This window comes from Pseudanabaena sp. FACHB-2040, from assembly GCF_014696715.1.
GTDB lineage: Bacteria > Cyanobacteriota > Cyanobacteriia > Phormidesmidales > Phormidesmidaceae > JACVSF01.
Genome location: NZ_JACJQO010000011.1, coordinates 19,107 through 36,348, shown reverse-complemented (window position 1 = coordinate 36,348; position 17,242 = coordinate 19,107). Strand labels below are relative to the sequence as shown.

The following is a 17,242-nucleotide window of genomic DNA, read 5'->3' as shown; positions in this document are numbered from 1 at the left end:
CCTCAAGGGGGTTAGGAGCCGAGGGCGCGGGGTAGAAGCAGAAGAAGTGTGGCTCCTCTCATGGGGATGCAGGAAACACATCTTGTTGGGTAGGGCAGATTTCGGGCTTTTTATGCCAGGTTAGCGCTAGGCTTTGTTATTTTCAAGGGCCCAGCGAGCAAGTTCGGTGCGGTTGTGCAGTCCGGTTTTGCCGAGCATATTGCTAACGTGGCTTTCGATTGTGCGCTGGCTGACCTGAAGTTCATCGGCAATCTCTCGGTTGGCCATCCCGCGAGCTACAAACTGCACCACTCTCAGTTCAGTCGGGGTTAGCTCGACATCAAAGGCAACTTGGATCGCGGAGGTGCTGCTGCCTGACTTGGTCTGCTGCTTGATCAGCCGAGACGCCTGCTTGAGGGAAGACTCTACTTGGGCTACGAGTTCTTCGGGCTCAAAGGGTTTGACCATGTAGACATCAGCCCCAGTATTGAGTCCTTTGACCCGGTCTTGGCTCTGTCCCTTGGCTGAGAGAAACAGGATGGGAATCCATTCGGTTTCAGGTTTTTCACGCACCTGCTGAACGAAGGTATAGCCATCCATTTCCGGCATCATCACGTCACAGATGATCATGTCCGGGAGCAACGCTTCTAGCACGTCTAAGGCTTCACGGCCATTGCCTGCAGTTACTACTCTATAGCCCCGAAACTCCAGGTAATCTTTGACCAGGAGAATTAAGTTGGGATCATCATCAATCAGTAGGAGCTGCTTCTGCTCGCCTGTACTGGAATCCTTCATGCTTCGACACTGTTTTTGGTCTATAAATGTCAGCAATTGATCCGTCCTGAACCTGAGGGTCTTAAAAAGGGTTTTGTGTGCAGGACCTAAATGACCACCCCATCCTGTTAACTTTCCTACGACGGCTGCTAAAACTCTAGCAAATCGTTTAACCAGGAATTCATCAATGACAATACTTTACGCTCATGCGTCTGTAATTATTGATGGTTCTTGATTTGGAGGTTTCTTTCAAAGGCAGAAGATAGATGCTACATCCACTGATAGCGTTCCCAGAAATTACTGAAACTTCTCACACAAAAGCCGAGTAATTGCTGAGTTTAATGGCCCTCTAAGATTCTTTGATCCAGGCGTTTAAGCGAAACCAGGCAATTTTACTGACCTCCTGTAGAGCCTGCTGAATTTCTTCAGTTTCAGAATTTTCAAGTCTTTGAGCAAAGGCTTTGAGAATGCTCGCTTGAGTCTGACCCGCAACTGCCATGATAAATGGGAACTTAAACTTCTCCCGGTAGCGCTGGTTGAGGCTGAGAAACTGCTCATACTCCTCGGCAGTGAGCTGATTAAGCCCAACGCTAGCCTGCTCTTGAACTGAGGCATCTGCCATTTGCACCCGGCCGCCCAAATCGGGATGGGCCCGCAGCAAAGCGAGCTGATCGGCTAGAGATTGGGCCTGAACGATCTCGGACATGGCCTGATGCAGCGACTTTAGGCTGGAGAATGGGCGGTGATGCCAGGTTTGAGCTGCGATCGCAGGGGTATCTTCAAACACTGCGGCCAGAGTTGCCGTGAAGGTCGCCTGATCCATTTGATTCAGGGCCGCGAGAGAGTAGGTCATCAGGGTGGAATCTAACACTTTATAGCGGGATTGGGGTACCAGAGCGCTTCAACTGATTGAACGACGGCTGCTGGGTCTTCTCCTAGCTCTAAGCAGACGGTGACATGGCCCAGCTTGCGCCCCGAACGGGATTGGGTTTTACCGTACCAGTAGACGTGACTATGGGGTAGATGGCTGAGAGCTTTTCGCTGATCGGCGTAATCGCTGCTGGCAGACTCAAATCCGAGAAGATTGACCATGACTGCCCGAGGACAGGTGAGGGAAACTGGCCCCAAGGGCAGCCCGCTAACAGCTCGTAGCTGCTGCTCAAACTGAGAGGTAGCGCAGGCATCTAGGGTGTAGTGGCCGGAATTGTGGGTGCGGGGGGCAATTTCGTTGATTAACACTTTGCCCTCTGGGGTCAAAAAAAACTCAATGCCGATAATGCCTACCGCCTGGAGTTGGTCAACTAGGGTGCGGGCAATGCGCTGCACCTGAGCTTCTACGTCAGGAGAAACTGCAGCGGGAGCAAAGACGCGGCGACAGACCTGGTTGACCTGTTGGGTTTCGACTGTGGGATAAATGGCAACTTCACCGGCTTCAGAACGGGCCACCATAACGGCCAATTCATGGGTAAAGGGCACAAATTCCTCGATTAGGACGGGGGGGTAGTCGAGGCGCTGCCAGGTGGCTTGGAGATCGTCTAAGGTCTTGAGAATGAAAGTGCCGTAGCCGTCGTAGCCCAATCGCCGGGTTTTTAGCACCAGGGGGAAGCCAACGGCAGCGGCAAAAGTCGCTAGATCAGGTAGATCGGCCTCGGAGTTAAGGGAGACGAAGCGAGGATTGGGCAGGCCGATGCGATCGAAGTAGCTGCGCTGATCAAACTTGTCTAGCACCAGTGCCAGCACGTTTAACTGGGGGTAAAACACTGTGCCCTTAGCCGCTAGGGCCTGCAGAGCAGGCAAATCAACAAACTCGTTTTCAAAGGTAATGATGTCGCACTGCTGTGCTAAGGCCGCTGTTCCTTGAGGGTCGGTGACGGGCGCGAGGATGGCCTGGGTTGCGATCGCAACCGCCGGATCACTCTGCTGCGGCGTTTGCACCACCAGATCCAGACCTAACGCTTGCGCTGCTGGCCCCATCATCCAGGCCAACTGCCCTCCTCCTACGACCCCGACTCGTTTCACAAGACGAGGCTGCACCATAGCGGTTTCTCCATAGACACCCTCTCACCATATCGCAGCCCGTACCAGGATTAGACAGACTCAAACGGCCAAAAAAAACCCGGCGTGGCTAGCCAGGTTCGGAGGGTTTATCAGCGGATTTAAATTTTTGATTCAACTTGTTGATTTATCGAAGCATTAATGTATTTGACAAGGGTATCTCCTAATTAGGGTAGGAGTCAACCACAAAGAGCAACCTTTTCCTAGGTTGAGCTTGCATTTCTTGACAAGGAATGCTTTTGTGCCAGCATATTACAGCTTATACAAGGCGTTCAGTCACATCCGCTACGGTTAAGCGGCTTGAGAGCTAGAGGTCTTCTGGTTGTTTGCCAGATACCACCGGAGCTGTTTTGCTGAGCTTGAGTTCGGGGTGGTCCATCCCGATCTGCTGACAGTTCCACTCATTGCGAAACAGCAGCACGGGGCGGCCCCAGCTATCCTTTACCGTGGCAGTATTAAACAGCCGATCGACTTTCCCTAAGGCTTCCCAGCCGCCATCTACCCAGCGGGCTACCGAGAAGGGCAGTGCCTCTAACCGCGTCTCCACGTTGTACTCATTTTGCAGGCGAAACTGCACCACTTCAAACTGAAGCTGGCCGACCGCCGCCACAATGGGGTCTCGCTTCGACTCATCAGTTGAGAACATGATCTGGACAGCGCCTTCCTCACGCAGTTCTAAAACGCCTTTCTGAAACTGCTTGTACTTGGAGGGGTTGGGATTTCTGAGATAGGCAAACAGCTCTGGCGAGAAGCAGGGAATGCCTTCATACTCCAGCCGCTGGCCCTGGTAGACCGTATCCCCAATGGCAAAGACACCGGGGTTATTAAGGCCGATCACGTCGCCGGGATAGGCTTCGCTGAGAGACTCACGGCCCTGACCAAAAAGCTTTTGCGGATGTGACAGGCGCACAGCCTTACCGAGGCGCGCATGGTTCACCACCATGTCTTTTTCAAACTTGCCCGAGCAGACCCGCACGAACGCAATCCGGTCGCGGTGCTTGGGGTCCATATTGGCCTGAAGCTTAAACACAAAGCCAGTGAAGTCTTCTTTGGTGGGAGGTATTTCTCCGATGCTGCTAGTGTGACCCGCAGGCTTGAGAGCGTAGTCAAGGAAGGCTTCTAGAAAAAGCTCTACGCCAAAGTTGGTCATGGCGCTGCCGAAGAAAACCGGCGTCATCATCCCCGCATGCACCAGTTCTAGATCGAGCTCAGGCCCAATTTCTTCGATGACTTCGATTTCTTCTTTGAACTGGTAGTAAAGGTCTTGCTCTAGCAACTCCTCAATCCGAGGGTCGCCTAGGTCTACGATGGTCGTTTTGGCTTCACGGCTGCCGTGGGCCATCCGCTCAAACAGGTGAATCTTGCGGGTGCGGCGATCAAAAACGCCTTTGAAGCGATCGCCCATGCCAATCGGCCAGTTTACAGCGTAGGTCTGCAGCCCCAGCTCTTTTTCAATCTCGTCTAGCAGCTCCAAAGGCTCGCGAGCCGGACGATCCATCTTGTTGAAGAAGGTGAAGATGGGCATCGATCGCATGCGGCAAACTTCAAACAGCTTGCGCGTTTGCGGTTCTAGGCCTTTGGCCGCATCTTCTAGCATGACCGCATTGTCTGCGGCGGCCAAGGTGCGGTAGGTATCTTCACTAAAGTCTTGGTGGCCGGGGGTATCGAGCAGGTTAATGGTATAGCCGTCGTACTCAAACTGCAGCACCGTTGAGGTAATAGAGATACCCCGCTGCTGCTCTAGCTCCATCCAGTCGGAAGTGGCGTGGCGCTGAGCTCGGCGAGCTTTGACCGCGCCCGCTTCGTGAATGGCCCCACCGTACAGCAGCAGCTTCTCGGTCAAGGTCGTCTTACCAGCGTCTGGGTGGGAGATGATGGCGAAGTTGCGCCGCTGCTCCACCGCTTTGCTAATGTCTTCGGACGAAACTGTAACTGCTGAATCAACCATTCGCTAAAAAAGTAAAACCTTACGCCTAGAACCTGCCGAGCCTCCTTAAATTGTAGGATCCGCAGGCTGCTTTTGACAGGACAGCCCGGCTGTTATTGAGCCTGCTCTAGCAAAGAGCGGATCTGAGCCCTGCACTTGAGCCTCAGGCTAGGCGAGTCCAGGGCCAAATCTAAATTTGCTAGGGGCTTGCGCCGCCTCGAATTTGGCCGTAATTAGAGAGGTCGTTCAGGCGCGCTCGGTCTCCTCAACTCATGAACTTCCAGGTTGTGCTCGGTTTAAGCCACGCTACAGGCAGGCTACATCTCCTTGCCTGCGAGGATAGCTGGGTTACTTTATGCTTACAGGTATCAGCTACCCATATCACCCCTTTCACCTCAATGACTGGTACAACATCGGCCACCTCACCGATTCTTCCCCTACAGACCTGGAGCTGGCAGGGTTTTCCCATTCGCTACCAGCAGGCAGGCCAAACGGGAGCGCCGATCCTCTGCATCCACGGCTTTGGCGCTTCTAGCAATCACTGGCTCAGAAATCTGCCGGTACTGGCCCAGACCAACCGGGTCTACGCCCTTGATCTCATTGGCTTTGGCCTCTCTGCCAAGCCAGCCCCCAATGACCCTATTGCCTACACCTTTGAAACTTGGGGTGAGCAAATTATTGCCTTTTGCCGAGAAGTGGTGGGAGAGCCCGTCTTTTTAGTGGGTAACTCCATCGGCTGTATTGTGGCGCTGCAGGCGACGGTTATGGCTCCGGAGTGGGTGCAGGGAATTGCCATGCTCGACTGTTCGCTGCGGCTGCTCCACGACCGCAAGCGGATGGCGCTGCCCTGGTATCGCCGTTCCACCGCGCCGCTGCTGCAGCAATTGCTGGGCTATCGGCCCTTTGGTCGCTTTTTCTTCTCTCGCATTGCCCGTCCCCAAGTGATTCGTAAGCTGCTGGGACAGGCTTATCGGCGGGCCGAAGCGGTTACCGAAGAACTAGTCAATCACCTGCTAGAGCCTGCTCTACAGACTGGGGCAGCAGACGTGTTTTTGGCCTTTGTTCGCTACTCTCAGGGGCCTTTGGCCGAAGATCTGCTGCCCGCCATCACCTGCCCAGTGCTGATTCTTTGGGGGGCAGACGATCCTTGGGAGCCGGTTGAGCTGGGTCGAGCTCTGGCGGAGTTTCCAGCCGTTGAAGATTTTATCGTGCTGGAGGGCATCGGTCACTGCCCCCAAGATGAGGCTCCCGAACTGGTCAACCCAATCTTGCAAGACTGGGTAGCTCGCCATTGTGATGCTAAGTCTGCCGCCCTGCAGTGAGGAATTGAGCAAATTTCCTAGCTACAAAAAAAATTCCTGCACCGCAGGGGCGCAGGAAAAAAAACAGTTAAACGCTTGTATCCTTAGCATCCCGTAGATTTACAAAGCCGGGTCTGAAGCTGTGCCGGTTTTCGGATTGTCTTGGGTTTACAGCCCTGCTGCGGGAGCAACCATACCAGACAGGTAGATCACCATCCAACTCAAAGCCAACCCCAGCAGCGGAAAAAAGGACAGAACGAGAAAGGCTGGTGTGTTGCCCATGCCGGTTAGCAGCGTTTCAACCCGGGCCAGTAGAGAAGCTGCTACCAGCACAGCTAGGTAGGAAAACACCTGGAACTGGACGACCGCCGCGACCGCTAGCGAGGCTAGCAGCAGCACCATGATGATGTGCCCCAGATCGGACTGAAAGCCCAGCAGCAGAATTTTTTGTGCAGGTTTCCAGAGCAGGGTGAGGATGGCGGCCTGTGCGATCGCAAATGCCCCACTCATGATCCAGGGATAGAGCGCGTGGAGCAGTGCGGCAGACTGGAGAAACCGGCCAAAGGTGAGGTAGACCAGCATCAAGAGAATCCAGGATATCCAGGGACTACGCATTACCTGTGGCTCCGGCCGTGGGTTCACCTGATTAGACTTCCCTGCTTGACTCCCTACAGATTAGTCGAGATCGCCTGCACCGGACAGGTGGGAATGCACTGCTCACACAAAATGCAGCGGGAGCGATTAAAGGTGAGCTGAAACGTTTGCGGGTCAAGACTGAGCGCTGTTGTCGGGCACACTCCAGTGCACAGGCCGCAGTGAACACAGACATCTTCATCGATCAAAATCTCTCGGCTAGCCAGAGAGACTTTAATGCCCTGAATCTCTAGCCAGTCAATCGCATCATTGAGCTGGTCGATATCTCCCGACAGTTCCACCACTAGCTTGCCGACCTGGTTGGGAGCTACCTGAGCACGAATGATATTGGCAGCTACGTTGAAGTCCTTAGCCAGCCGATAGGTGATCGGCATGTGAACTGAGCGCTTGGGAAAGGTCAGCTTGACCCGTTTTTTCATGGCCGCATCCGGAAATAGGTTCCGTTAGACTAGAAGCAGACAACCGACAAAACCTCTTCTGTTGACCGCTTCAGTCCTCATCTGACTTCCATTGTCACGCTATGCCTGAGAATCCGCTACCAACCTCATCTGCTGTTCCCCCAACCGCCGCCAGATCGACAGGCCAACAGGTACGAAATCTGGTCGTTGCCCTGGCTGCGATCGCACTGACCGTCGCCATTTTCCTGGGGATACAAACGCAGACTCCGACTGCTTCTCTCTCGGCAATGGCTGAGGAAGCAGTACCGCTGGAAACGGCGCTTACCAATGGCAGGCCTACGTTTTTAGAGTTCTACGCCAATTGGTGCACCACCTGTCAGGCAATGGCCGGGGACATGGCTAGTCTTAAGAGCGAGTATGGCGATCGGGTCAATTTTGTCATGCTCAACGTAGACAACAACAAGTGGCTGCCCGAAATGCTGCGCTACCGGGTAGACGGCATTCCCCATTTTGTCTACCTAGATGAGGCTGGAGAACCCCTCTCAACCGCCATTGGCGAGCAGCCCCGGCTCATCATGGCCGAAAACCTCGATGCCCTGATGGCTCACGCCCCACTGCCCCATCAGCAGACCTTTAGCCGCAGTTCTACGATGAAAGAGCCTGTGGCCCGCACCGGAGGCAGCAGTGACCCGCGCAGTCACGGAGCGCAAGTCGTTAATTAAACTGCGACCGTCTGCGGCAGAGCTTCTAGAGCTAAGGCGTCACCGCAGTATTCCTGTAAAAACGGGGTGCGGTAGCCGTTCTGGGTCCACAGAATGGGAAAGAAAGACTCATCCATCGTGGTGTCTCCAACCCGTTTGTAGCGGCCATAGATGTAGCCTGCCGGGACATCAGGCCGGAAGCTTGCTGCTGAACTGAGGGTGTGGACGCCTAGGCTGCGGCGGGGCCGATCGGAGGTCAGGTTGGGGCCAGAGCCGTGCCAGGTGTTGCCGTGGTGGACTACGCAGCTGCCCGCAGGCATTTCAATCTTGACCACTTTGGGCTGAGCAACGCCTGCCGCCGCCGCTGCCGATTTCATGGCCGCCTGGTAGTCGCGCTCGGGCGCATGAAACTCACCGATTTCATGAGTAAACAGCGGCCAAGTATGAGAACCAACTGCATACTCAATCGTCCCGATATCAGCCGTTACGTCTTCCAGGGCGATCCAGCAGGTGGCCATCTCCGGCGGCTCGATGTAGTTGATGTAGGTGCCATCTTGATGCAGGGCTACAGCTTTGCCGCCAGGGGGCTTCCACCAGACACTGTCTTGGCCAATGCGAGCCCCGGGCCAGCCAGAGAGGGTAGCGGTAATGTAACCAATGGTGGAGGATAGGGCCACGCTGGCGAGGGTGCGATCGCACTTCCAGCCATTACAGATCTCGCGGGTTACATCGGGCAGGCTGAGACCAGGTCGCCAGTACCACTCATCGGGGTAAATGCCGGTTTCAAACTGGCCGTAAAACAGAGGTTCAATGCGATCGCGCAGCCGTTCGACCAGATCAGGCCTAACCAGATGATCGATTACCAAATAACCGTCTTGCTGGAACTGAGCAATCTGCTCAGCGGTAATCTTAAGCTGCCGTCCCATACATGGCTCCCTCAACAATCCCGCCAGCCTGTTATAACAAGCCTAGAGACCGGAAATTGTGTGTTTCACTACGGCTTGCGGTAGTATGCGATCACTTCTGTTGCCCATCAGAGAGTGCTAGCCTTTACTCTCCTTATGCCTCTAGCGAAACTCACCTTCAAGCAAAAACGAAGGTTTGGTGACATCTCTGTAAAATTGACGGGTAACCAGGCCAACAATGCTGTTTTATTAGGGTAATTGTCCCTGCTACGGCATCACGGCCTTAAACCCGGTTCCCAGCCCCCTCGCGTCTTTCTTCAGAGCCTCTCAGGATGGGTCAACTGACTATGGACTTCACGACTGTTCGCCCCGGTCAGCTCTCAATTATCGCCAGCGATTTCGATGCCCGGCCCATGAGCTACCTCCAGGAAGGGCAGCGGCTAGGGTACGAGCCCGCTGTCGCGAGAGCCGTTTGTGAAATGCTGGGCCTAGAACCGCTGTGGTTTAACCTGCCCATGCAAGATTTCTACTCAGCCCTCAGCAGCGGGGAGTATGACGTCGTTTGGTTTAACCAGGCCATCACCCAAGAACGTCGGGCCTGGGCCGACTTCACCCGGCCCTACGGGCGCTTCGATGAAGCGGTCTTGGTGCGAGAAGATAGCCCCATTCAAGAGGCCAGCGATCTCAAAGGCAAGCGCCTAGGCGGATTAGCAGACAGCACCAATGTCGCCCTAGCCGATCAGTTTCCAGAACTGGAGCTGATTCCCTTTCCAGGCAGTGACCAGGTGCTGCCAGAAATGCTGCATGCGCTACGAGAAGGCAAAATCGATGCCCTAGTAGACGATGCTCTAGTGCTGTTAGCAGCCGAAGCCGACGACCCCACCCTGCGCGTGGCCTTTCAAATTTCCACCCACCATCCCTTTGGTATTGGTGTGCTGCCCGGCAATCGAGAACTGCTAGAAGCCCTCAATCACACCCTTAACACGCTCATCGTAGAAGGCGTGTTAGCCAAGCTGTGGGCTCAGTGGATTCCCTACAAACCCTTTCCTTTCTAGGCTTTCAAACAGAAGTCCGAGCACCCAGCCTCCTTCAAATCCTTCGCAAGGATGAAGCCCATATCCTCACAAAATGAGACTATGGCTCTGTTTGGCTGCCTGTCGTTACTCACTGTCTACACTCCATGTCTGAAGGTTTTTTCCAGCCCTTAAGCCGATTGAAGCGGCGAAGCTTTTTAATCGCTACCCTTGGAGCCGGATTTGCAGCGGCGACGCTGCCCATTGCCGCCGCCACCATCTCCACCAGCAGTGACGGGCTAGTTGCAGGTCCTGTAGAAATTCCGGTGGCAGACGGGCTGATTCCAGCCTATCGGGCCATGCCAGCAGGCACCGGGCCTTTTCCAGTCGTTCTGGTGGTTCAAGAAATCTTCGGCGTTCATGAGCACATTCAGGATATCTGCCGCCGATTTGCGCGCCAGGGCTACATGGCAATTGCCCCTGAAATGTTTGCCCGCCAAGGAGACGTGTCTCAAATTGAAGACATCCAAACCATCATTCAAGAAGTTGTTTCCAAGGTGCCCGATACCCAGGTGCTCTCTGACCTAGACGCGACCGTGCTCTGGGCTAGCGGTCAAGGGGGCGATACCGAGCGCTTGGGCATCACCGGGTTTTGCTGGGGCGGGCGAGTTGTTTGGCTCTATGCGGCCCACAGCCCACAGCTCAAGGCCGGAGTTGCCTGGTACGGTCGCCTAGTAGGCGACACCACGCCGCTTCAGCCCCAGTACCCGATAGAGGTCGCGAGCCTGATAGAGACCCCAGTGCTGGGTCTCTACGGCGGCGCAGATGATGGTATTCCACTCAGTACCGTAGAGCGTATGCATGAGGCTCTAGGCGAAGACAGCGCTTCTGAAATCATCGTCTACCCAGACGCGCCCCATGGTTTCTATGCCGACTACCGGCCCAGCTACCGCGAAGAAACCGCTCAGGAAGCCTGGCAGCAACTCCTCAGCTGGTTCGAGCAAAATGGCGTTGCTTAAGTAGGCAGCACCAATAAACAATGCTGTAGGGTGTCTTAGGCGCAGCTGTAACGCATCACTCGCAAGACTTTTACGCGTTATGCCAAGGCATTCTACGGAAACTTAAGGCCACTTACTTAGCAGCTAATTAAGTTTGACATCAATAAGAAAAGCCGAAACCCTATTAGTAGCGTTCTGGCTTTTCTGTTCGATTCAAAAATAGGTGAAAAATAAATTAGAACTGCCAGGCGCAGCTGTCAAAGCAAATACGGATAGCTCGGCTAAACCTAGTCCCAAATGCGCTGGGGCTGAGCTTCTGGCTGACTGCGTCCAAAACCCTGAAGGAAGGCCCAAAACACCCAAATTGTGGCCACAGACAGGCCAACAATGCCCAGAAAGGTCAAGACTGCATAAGGAGCAACCATACCAATCAGCACTAGGCTCAGAAGCAATAGGGGTAACAGAGTCCTATCCATAAGTGTCCTTCCCGTATCAGGGCTCTTTGATTCCATCTTAGATTTAATTCCCCCATAGTGCCTATTAAGCTTAGAAATACTTGAACTTTGACCCCTCTTTAGCAACATTCCTTTGCAAAAGAAGCTGAGGCTTGGGATTGCTGTTTAACAGAAAGACTAGATTAGAATTTAGCCTCCCTATTTAGACGGATTTCGGTGAACTTTTAAGTTGCTTTCCCAACTTTTGCAGGACCCTTTATGAGAAGTCTGGTTCTAGTATTTCCAAGGGAGATGGAATCACTCAGCAGGGAATTTATCGCTTGACGCAGAGCAACAGACCAAACCAAGCCTGTGGGTCTGTAAAGGTTCTGACCACATCGAACTCGTAGGCTTTTAGAGTTTCAGTCATCTGGTTTAGATCAAACTTACGGGAGATCTCGCTCAAGAGGGCCTCTCCAGCGGCAAACTGCACTGTTAGGTCGAGGGCCTGCAGCCTAACTGTCTGAGGGACTAAGCTCTCGATGTAGATTTCAATCTGGTGATGGGTGGGGTTGTAAAAGGCCTGGTGCTTAAATTGGTCGGGCTGAAAATCACCCTGAAAGCGCCAGTTCAAGTGGTGCAGCATGTTGAGGTTGAAGTCAGCAGTAATGCCCTGGCTGTCGTTGTAAGCCGCTTCTAAAATGGCGGGGTCTTTTTGCAGGTCAACCCCTAGTAAAAAGTAGTCTCCCCCGGTCATGGCCTGGCTGATTTGCTGCAAAAACTGATCGCACTCGGCGGGGGTCAAGTTGCCTAAGGTACTGCCGATAAAGGCAATCATGCGAGCAGGCAAAATTGAAGAGGGAAGCTGAGCCAAAGCAGGTTCATAGGTGCCCACTAGGCCATGCACGGAGAGACCGGGATAGGCAGCCAGGAGTTGGCGGGCACTTTCTTCTAAGATGCCGCCGCTGACGTCTACTGGCAGGTAGCGCAGAGGGCAGCCTTGGTGCCGGTAGGCATTGAGTAAGAGCCGGGTTTTAGTGGCGCTGCCGCTGCCCAGTTCCACCAGTTCGCAGGGGCCGGTTAGGGTTGCGATCGCATCTGCCGACCGCTCTAGAATTGCGGTTTCGGTTCGCGTTAGGTAGTACTCTGGCAGCTGCGTGATTTGCTCAAACAGCAACGAGCCTCGATCGTCATAGAAATACTTAGGGGGTAAAGATTTAGGAGTTTGGCTCAGCCCTGAGATGACGTCTTGACCCGCCTCAGCCGCCTGGGCCACAGTCAGATACTCGATGATCATGCGATCGCGCCGCAGCGCCGGAGCCAAAGACTGCATTAGCGTAGGCTCGCCATTGGGAGAAAGATTCATCGAAGTCATGAGTTTTAGCCGCAGATCAACTTAGGACACCGTTCGTTGGTATTCTGCCACTAGATTCTGAGTTCTGCCGAGAATTTGCTTTTAGTAGTAGAAAAACAGATTTCGTTACCCATATATGCCTAACTCGTAACTTCTGACTGAGCACAGCGAAACCCGGCAAAGACTTGCCGTACCTCAGGCTGATACCAGTTGCGAAAAGAGCCTCGCAGCGCCCAGGGAAAAGTCGCCCAACTGCCGCCCCGCAACACCCGATGCTGCCGATCAAAATACGCCTCAGAATAACCCCGGTAGGGAAAGGCGGAGAAGCCGCTGTAGCCCTCAAACCAGGAGCTGGTCCACTCCCATACGTTGCCCAAAAGGTCGTAGCAGCCTGCGGCACTGCTGCCTGCAGGGTAAGCGCCGACGGGGCTGGTGCCGCCTATTTGCAGATGGTGGTTGCAGTGGTGGGCAGTGGGCCAGGCTTCGCCCCAAGGGTAAAGAGATTGATCGAGGCTCTGGGGCTTGCTCCTAGCAGCCAGTTCCCACTCAGCTTCGGTCGGTAGCCGCTTGCCCACAAACCGGGCATAGGCATCGGCCTCAAACCCGCTGACGCCGCAAACAGGGTGAGCCTCACAGGCAGAGTCTTCAGACCAGTAGAGCGGCTGGCGCACCGGATTGGCCTGCAGCCAGGCCCAGCCCTCAGGGCTCCACCATGTCGAATTTTCGTAGCCACCAGCCTGCATAAACTGGCGGTACTCAGCCACAGTCACGAGATAGGCGTCGAGCCAGAAGGCATCGACTTGAACCTGCTGGATCGGCTGTTCGTTGTCAATGGCATCGCACCCGTCATACCCCATAGCGAAGTTTGTTGCTGGGAAAAAGACACTGGGGCCAGGAGCAATCGGACTAGCGGCAAGACTGAAAGAGCTAGCTCTTTCGGGGCTTTCCCCTGCTGATCTGGGCTGGAGTGCGCCGTCTGTCGCAGGCAGGCGGTTTTTTCCCAATCGATGCAGGGCCAGCACCATGCTGATGGTTTCTGCGTGCTGGCTCTCATGTTGCAGCAGCCAGCACCAAAGCCGCTGCTGCTGCTCTAGAGGGGCGCTGTTGAGATAGGTTTCTACCCGCTGCCGGACAGCGGCGAGGTACTCTTGCACCACCGGCAGGCTCGGCAGGTGCTCACGCTCGGCCTTGGGCAGGCCATCGGCCGCAAACAGGCGGCGGTACTGAGGGCAGGGAGCGGTCTGGCCTGCCAGGTGCTCTAAAATCCACAGCGACTCGGTGAAGGCAATGTGGCCCAGGTGCCAGCCTATGGGGCTAAAGTCTGGGTGGGCCTGGCGGTAGTACTCATCGTCGGTGAGCGTTGCCGACAGGGCCAACGTGCTGGCCCGACAGGTCTGGTACTGGGTTTGCAGACTCTGGCGCAGCTCAGGAAGCGAGCGGCACTGCCAGGGAGCTGTCTGGGTCGCTAAAGGGGAGGGGATAGGTTTGAATCTCACAGGTAGGCTCAACGAGGACAAGCGAGGCTGGCGGACAGGTCACCCAATTGGCTTCAAACAGCGGTTCTGAGGCAATTAACACGGCACCAGGAAACGAGGGGTGGTCTTGCAACCAGTACAAAGAGGGATCGGCCCCAGCCGTGTCAAAACGAGCCGCAATCAGCTGTTGGCCGTCACTCAAAATGATATTGGCGGCGACTCGTACCCGCTGCCGTTGGGCTAGCGCTGCCAGAATCTGCAGCGTTTTTGCTAGCCCCTGGGCCAGGGAGAGATCGGGGTGAGTTTCGAGTTCGTGGAGCAGCAGGGCAAAGATGTGTTCTGAATCTGTCAGGCCGTGAATGACGTGGTAGGCGCGATCGCAAAGCCGTTCTCGAATAGACCGATACAGGGTGTAGCGGAAATTTTCGATAAAGCCGTTGTGAATGAAGGTCAACGCCCCGTCTCGAAAGGGCTGGCAGTTGTGCAGGTCCACAGCCAGCCCAGGCGTAGCGCTGCGAACGTGGGCCAAAACACAGCCAGACTCAACATAGCGGCAGATTTGGGGCAGGTTGATGTCATTCCAAATGGGCTGAGTGTTGCGGTAGATAAAAGGCTCGGTCTGTTGGGTGGCGTGGTACCAGCTCAGGCCAAAGCCGTCGGCATTGAGCAGGGCAACCTCCATCTCACGCGGCTGATAGCTCTGGGCGATCAGCGAATGGGATGGCTCGAACAAGATTTTATCTAGCTGAATAGGGGGACCGAGATAGGCCAGTAAACGACACATGGGCAATCCTTGGGGCGGCTTGTCTTTAAGCTTTATTGGGTTGTATCGCGTTCTCAAGCGGCAAGCTGTCTGCAGGGCTGCTATTTACCAACCAGCGCTGCGATCGCAAGGCAACCCCACCCCGCTATCAGCGCTACCCCACCCAGCGGCGTAACTGCGCCCAGCCATTTCACGCTCGATAGGCTCAGTGCATACAGGCTGCCCGAGAAAATCATCACCCCGGCAATAAACGCCCATCCCGCTGCCGTGAGCCAGCCGCTGCCCACCTCAGATCGCGCCAACAGCAGCGCCACACCACCCAGGGCCAGCGCGTGGTACATCTGATAGCGCACCCCAGTCTCAAAAACGGCCAGCATTCTCTCTGTAAGCTGATCGCGTAAGGCATGGGAGGCAAAGGCTCCAGCGGCAACGCCTAGGCCGCCTAGGAGAGATGCGATCGCAAGAAATACTCGAAACAAAGCCATAGCTATGCCCCTCTCGGCTTACAGCTTAAGTGCCAGGATAACCTAGGGCAGCCTGAAGCAGAGCGCCTTAACCCGGGAAGTGATAGGTGATTTCACCAGCGGCCTCTGAAGTAAAGTCGGCCCCAAACTCCTTGGCCCGCTCATCCAAGTATTGCTTAGCAGCGGTTCCAGAGAGGCTAGCCGCCGCTGCGAACTGCAGCACGGTCAAGCGCCCCTGCTGCCGCTGCACTAGGTCATAAAACAGCTTCTGCAATTGCTCTGCCTCTGCCTGTTGGCGTAGCCGCTCAGCATTGCGCTGGTGAAAGTAAAGACCCCAAGCCAGCCCAGTACCGCCGACCAACGGCGGCACCGCAAAAACAAACAGCGCCAGCGACCCATCTCTATCGCTTTGATTGGCCTGAGGATTGGATACCAGCGTTAGAGACAGCAGCAAGAGCAGCCCGCCCAAAGAGGCCAATCCCACAGATGTCGCCCATAGGAACCATTTCATAAGACCCCTTCAGACGTTCCTTCACCTTCCAAAATTAACCGATCGCAGACTCAATCAAGGCTAACTTTGCAAAGGATGAACCATCAACGAACGGCTTCTAGCAATCGGGAGAAATAGAACTGAGTTTTGTTCATCGCCCGGCGCTCAATTCGCCAGCCGTTGGCCTCTAGCGCCTTTACCACATCCGCCTCACGGTGCAGGTAAGCGCGGGTTGCTTTACTAGGGCCGGGGAAAAAATCGCCCACCTTTTTCAACGCGCTGTAGTAGAGAGTCTTCGGCGCAAAGCTGAGAATCAGGCGCGACTCAGCCAGAGAACTGAGGTGAGCCACCATTGCCGCCGCCTTATCTTGAGGATAGTGAATCAGCACATCCAGGCAAACTACCGTGTGATAGCGCCCGCTGAGGTCTTCCAAATCCTTCACCTCAAAGGCCGGCACTTGGTCTGCACTTAGCTCGGCTTCAGCCCGCTCTCGGGCCTCGCCCACCATTTTTTCAGAGATATCGCTAGCGTAGACCTTTGCACCCTCAGCCGCCAGGGGAATAGAGAGGCTACCCACACCACAGCCAGCATCGCAGAGAGTCAAGCCGTTTAAGTTGCCGTCTGCCCTCAACCAAGACATCAGGGTGTCAACGGTTTTTTGGTGTCCAGTGCGAATATCAAGCTGAACCTTGTTAACCTCGCCATCGCCATAAATTCGCCGCCAGCGGTCGAACCCCTTGGCATTGAAGTACTCGCGAACAACGGTTTTATCATCAACTGAGTTCATGCCTTCGCCTAATCTCACTCTGCTGGAATTTGCCCAAGGTTTTGTAGTTGGCAAGATTAAATCCTATTACGTTTTGCTACCGTCAATGAATTGCTGACACGAAAAGAAAGGGAGAAAACCATGCAGTCCCCGGAGATTGGCATCATTATGGGCAGCGACTCAGACTTGCCCACCATGCAAGCGGCCATTGAAGTATGCGAGCAGTTTCATATTGCCCATGAGGTCGCCATCGTCTCAGCTCACCGGACTCCGGAGCACATGGTGGACTACGCCAAGCAGGCCCATCTTCGAGGGCTGAAGGTAATCATTGCCGGGGCCGGAGGAGCAGCGCACTTGCCGGGCATGGTAGCTTCACTCACGCCGCTGCCGGTGATCGGGGTGCCGGTGCAGAGCCGCACACTACAGGGCATAGACTCGCTCTATTCGATTGTGCAAATGCCTGCAGGAATTCCGGTGGCTACGGTTGCAATTGGCAATGCTAAGAATGCTGGGCTTCTAGCTGTGCAGATCTTGGCCAGCCATCGACCAGACTTGCTAGCAGCCGTTTCTCAATATCGAGCGGATCTAGAAGCCTCAGTCAGAGCCAAGCAGGCTCAGCTAGAAACTGTAGGGTATCGACAGTACCTAAAGAACTTAATGTAACTGGACCTAATCGCGACAGCGGCAACTTCTGCAAGTTCTTACATCCAAGTTCTCAAAGTTTTTTCAATGTTTGCAGCCTAAACTGGCTCATCTGTTGAGGGTTTACACGGATATTGTGTTCCCTGAT

Annotated in this window: 19 protein-coding genes; 5 read left to right on the top strand and 14 right to left on the bottom strand. The window is 54.7% G+C overall.

Going from position 1 to position 17,242, the window contains the following annotated elements; all coding sequences use genetic code 11:
* Positions 1-126: 126 nt before the first annotated feature.
* The 4 genes from H6G13_RS14200 to prfC form a co-directional block, all read right to left on the bottom strand.
* Positions 127-774, bottom strand: a complete 648-nt coding sequence (locus H6G13_RS14200) for a response regulator transcription factor (protein ID WP_190483885.1) — start codon at positions 772-774, stop codon at positions 127-129.
* 328 nt (positions 775-1,102) lie between these two features.
* A complete protein-coding gene (gene uraD, locus H6G13_RS14195) occupies positions 1,103-1,606 on the bottom strand; it encodes a 2-oxo-4-hydroxy-4-carboxy-5-ureidoimidazoline decarboxylase (RefSeq protein ID WP_190483884.1) in 504 nt (167 codons plus the stop codon).
* 11 nt (positions 1,607-1,617) lie between these two features.
* A complete protein-coding gene (locus tag H6G13_RS14190) occupies positions 1,618-2,790 on the bottom strand; it encodes a 5-(carboxyamino)imidazole ribonucleotide synthase (protein ID WP_190483883.1) in 1,173 nt (390 codons plus the stop codon).
* A gap of 325 nt (positions 2,791-3,115) precedes the next feature.
* Positions 3,116-4,756 (bottom strand): peptide chain release factor 3, encoded by a 1,641-nt coding sequence (prfC, locus tag H6G13_RS14185; protein WP_190483882.1) that lies wholly within the window; start codon positions 4,754-4,756, stop codon positions 3,116-3,118.
* Positions 4,757-5,133: 377 nt separating this feature from the next.
* On the opposite strand from prfC, the gene H6G13_RS14180 reads away from it, so the two are divergent.
* Positions 5,134-6,057, top strand: a complete 924-nt coding sequence (locus tag H6G13_RS14180; RefSeq protein WP_190483881.1) for an alpha/beta fold hydrolase — start codon at positions 5,134-5,136, stop codon at positions 6,055-6,057.
* A gap of 147 nt (positions 6,058-6,204) precedes the next feature.
* Here H6G13_RS14180 and H6G13_RS14175 read toward each other — a convergent pair whose 3' ends face one another.
* Positions 6,205-6,651 (bottom strand): hypothetical protein, encoded by a 447-nt coding sequence (locus tag H6G13_RS14175; protein ID WP_190483880.1) that lies wholly within the window; start codon positions 6,649-6,651, stop codon positions 6,205-6,207.
* A 53-nt stretch (positions 6,652-6,704) separates the two neighbouring features.
* On the bottom strand, positions 6,705-7,109 hold the full coding sequence (locus tag H6G13_RS14170) for an NIL domain-containing protein (protein ID WP_190483879.1): 405 nt from the start codon (positions 7,107-7,109) through the stop codon (positions 6,705-6,707).
* A gap of 101 nt (positions 7,110-7,210) precedes the next feature.
* Between H6G13_RS14170 and H6G13_RS14165 the strand changes: the two genes are divergently transcribed.
* Positions 7,211-7,810 (top strand): thioredoxin family protein, encoded by a 600-nt coding sequence (locus H6G13_RS14165; RefSeq protein WP_190483878.1) that lies wholly within the window; start codon positions 7,211-7,213, stop codon positions 7,808-7,810.
* Here H6G13_RS14165 and H6G13_RS14160 read toward each other — a convergent pair.
* Positions 7,807-8,715 carry a phytanoyl-CoA dioxygenase family protein gene (locus H6G13_RS14160; protein ID WP_190483877.1) on the bottom strand — a complete coding sequence of 303 codons (909 nt, stop codon included), beginning with the start codon at positions 8,713-8,715 and terminating at the stop codon, positions 7,807-7,809. The two genes, H6G13_RS14165 and H6G13_RS14160, sit on opposite strands and share 4 nt — an antisense overlap.
* Before the next feature lie 311 nt (positions 8,716-9,026).
* Between H6G13_RS14160 and H6G13_RS14155 the strand changes: the two genes are divergently transcribed.
* A complete protein-coding gene (locus tag H6G13_RS14155; RefSeq protein ID WP_242028319.1) occupies positions 9,027-9,749 on the top strand; it encodes a transporter substrate-binding domain-containing protein in 723 nt (240 codons plus the stop codon).
* A 125-nt stretch (positions 9,750-9,874) separates the two neighbouring features.
* Positions 9,875-10,726 carry a dienelactone hydrolase family protein gene (locus H6G13_RS14150; RefSeq protein ID WP_190483876.1) on the top strand — a complete coding sequence of 284 codons (852 nt, stop codon included), beginning with the start codon at positions 9,875-9,877 and terminating at the stop codon, positions 10,724-10,726.
* 266 nt (positions 10,727-10,992) lie between these two features.
* Here the strand turns inward: H6G13_RS14150 and H6G13_RS14145 are convergent, their stop codons facing one another.
* The 7 genes from H6G13_RS14145 to bchM all read right to left on the bottom strand — a co-directional run bounded on the left by H6G13_RS14145 (position 10,993) and on the right by bchM (position 16,473).
* A complete protein-coding gene (locus H6G13_RS14145; RefSeq protein ID WP_190483875.1) occupies positions 10,993-11,181 on the bottom strand; it encodes a hypothetical protein in 189 nt (62 codons plus the stop codon).
* A 292-nt stretch (positions 11,182-11,473) separates the two neighbouring features.
* Positions 11,474-12,436: an L-histidine N(alpha)-methyltransferase gene (egtD, locus tag H6G13_RS14140; RefSeq protein WP_347277485.1), complete on the bottom strand. Its 963-nt coding sequence runs from the start codon at positions 12,434-12,436 to the stop codon at positions 11,474-11,476.
* Between the two features lie 197 nt (positions 12,437-12,633).
* Positions 12,634-13,989 (bottom strand): SUMF1/EgtB/PvdO family nonheme iron enzyme, encoded by a 1,356-nt coding sequence (locus H6G13_RS14135; protein WP_199305906.1) that lies wholly within the window; start codon positions 13,987-13,989, stop codon positions 12,634-12,636.
* Entirely contained in the window at positions 13,919-14,752 is an 834-nt protein-coding gene (egtC, locus tag H6G13_RS14130) for an ergothioneine biosynthesis protein EgtC (RefSeq protein ID WP_190483873.1), read from the bottom strand. The genes H6G13_RS14135 and egtC overlap by 71 nt, the downstream gene beginning before the upstream one ends.
* A gap of 80 nt (positions 14,753-14,832) precedes the next feature.
* Positions 14,833-15,210 (bottom strand): DUF423 domain-containing protein, encoded by a 378-nt coding sequence (locus tag H6G13_RS14125; RefSeq protein WP_199305914.1) that lies wholly within the window; start codon positions 15,208-15,210, stop codon positions 14,833-14,835.
* Between the two features lie 73 nt (positions 15,211-15,283).
* Positions 15,284-15,706: a hypothetical protein gene (locus H6G13_RS14120; RefSeq protein WP_190483871.1), complete on the bottom strand. Its 423-nt coding sequence runs from the start codon at positions 15,704-15,706 to the stop codon at positions 15,284-15,286.
* Positions 15,707-15,789: 83 nt separating this feature from the next.
* The gene (gene bchM / locus H6G13_RS14115) at positions 15,790-16,473 is read right to left on the bottom strand and encodes a magnesium protoporphyrin IX methyltransferase (protein ID WP_190483870.1); all 684 of its coding nucleotides are present in this window, start codon (positions 16,471-16,473) and stop codon (positions 15,790-15,792) included.
* Between the two features lie 120 nt (positions 16,474-16,593).
* Between bchM and purE the strand changes: the two genes are divergently transcribed.
* The gene (gene purE / locus H6G13_RS14110) at positions 16,594-17,115 is read left to right on the top strand and encodes a 5-(carboxyamino)imidazole ribonucleotide mutase (RefSeq protein ID WP_190483869.1); all 522 of its coding nucleotides are present in this window, start codon (positions 16,594-16,596) and stop codon (positions 17,113-17,115) included.
* Positions 17,116-17,242 lie beyond the last annotated feature (127 nt).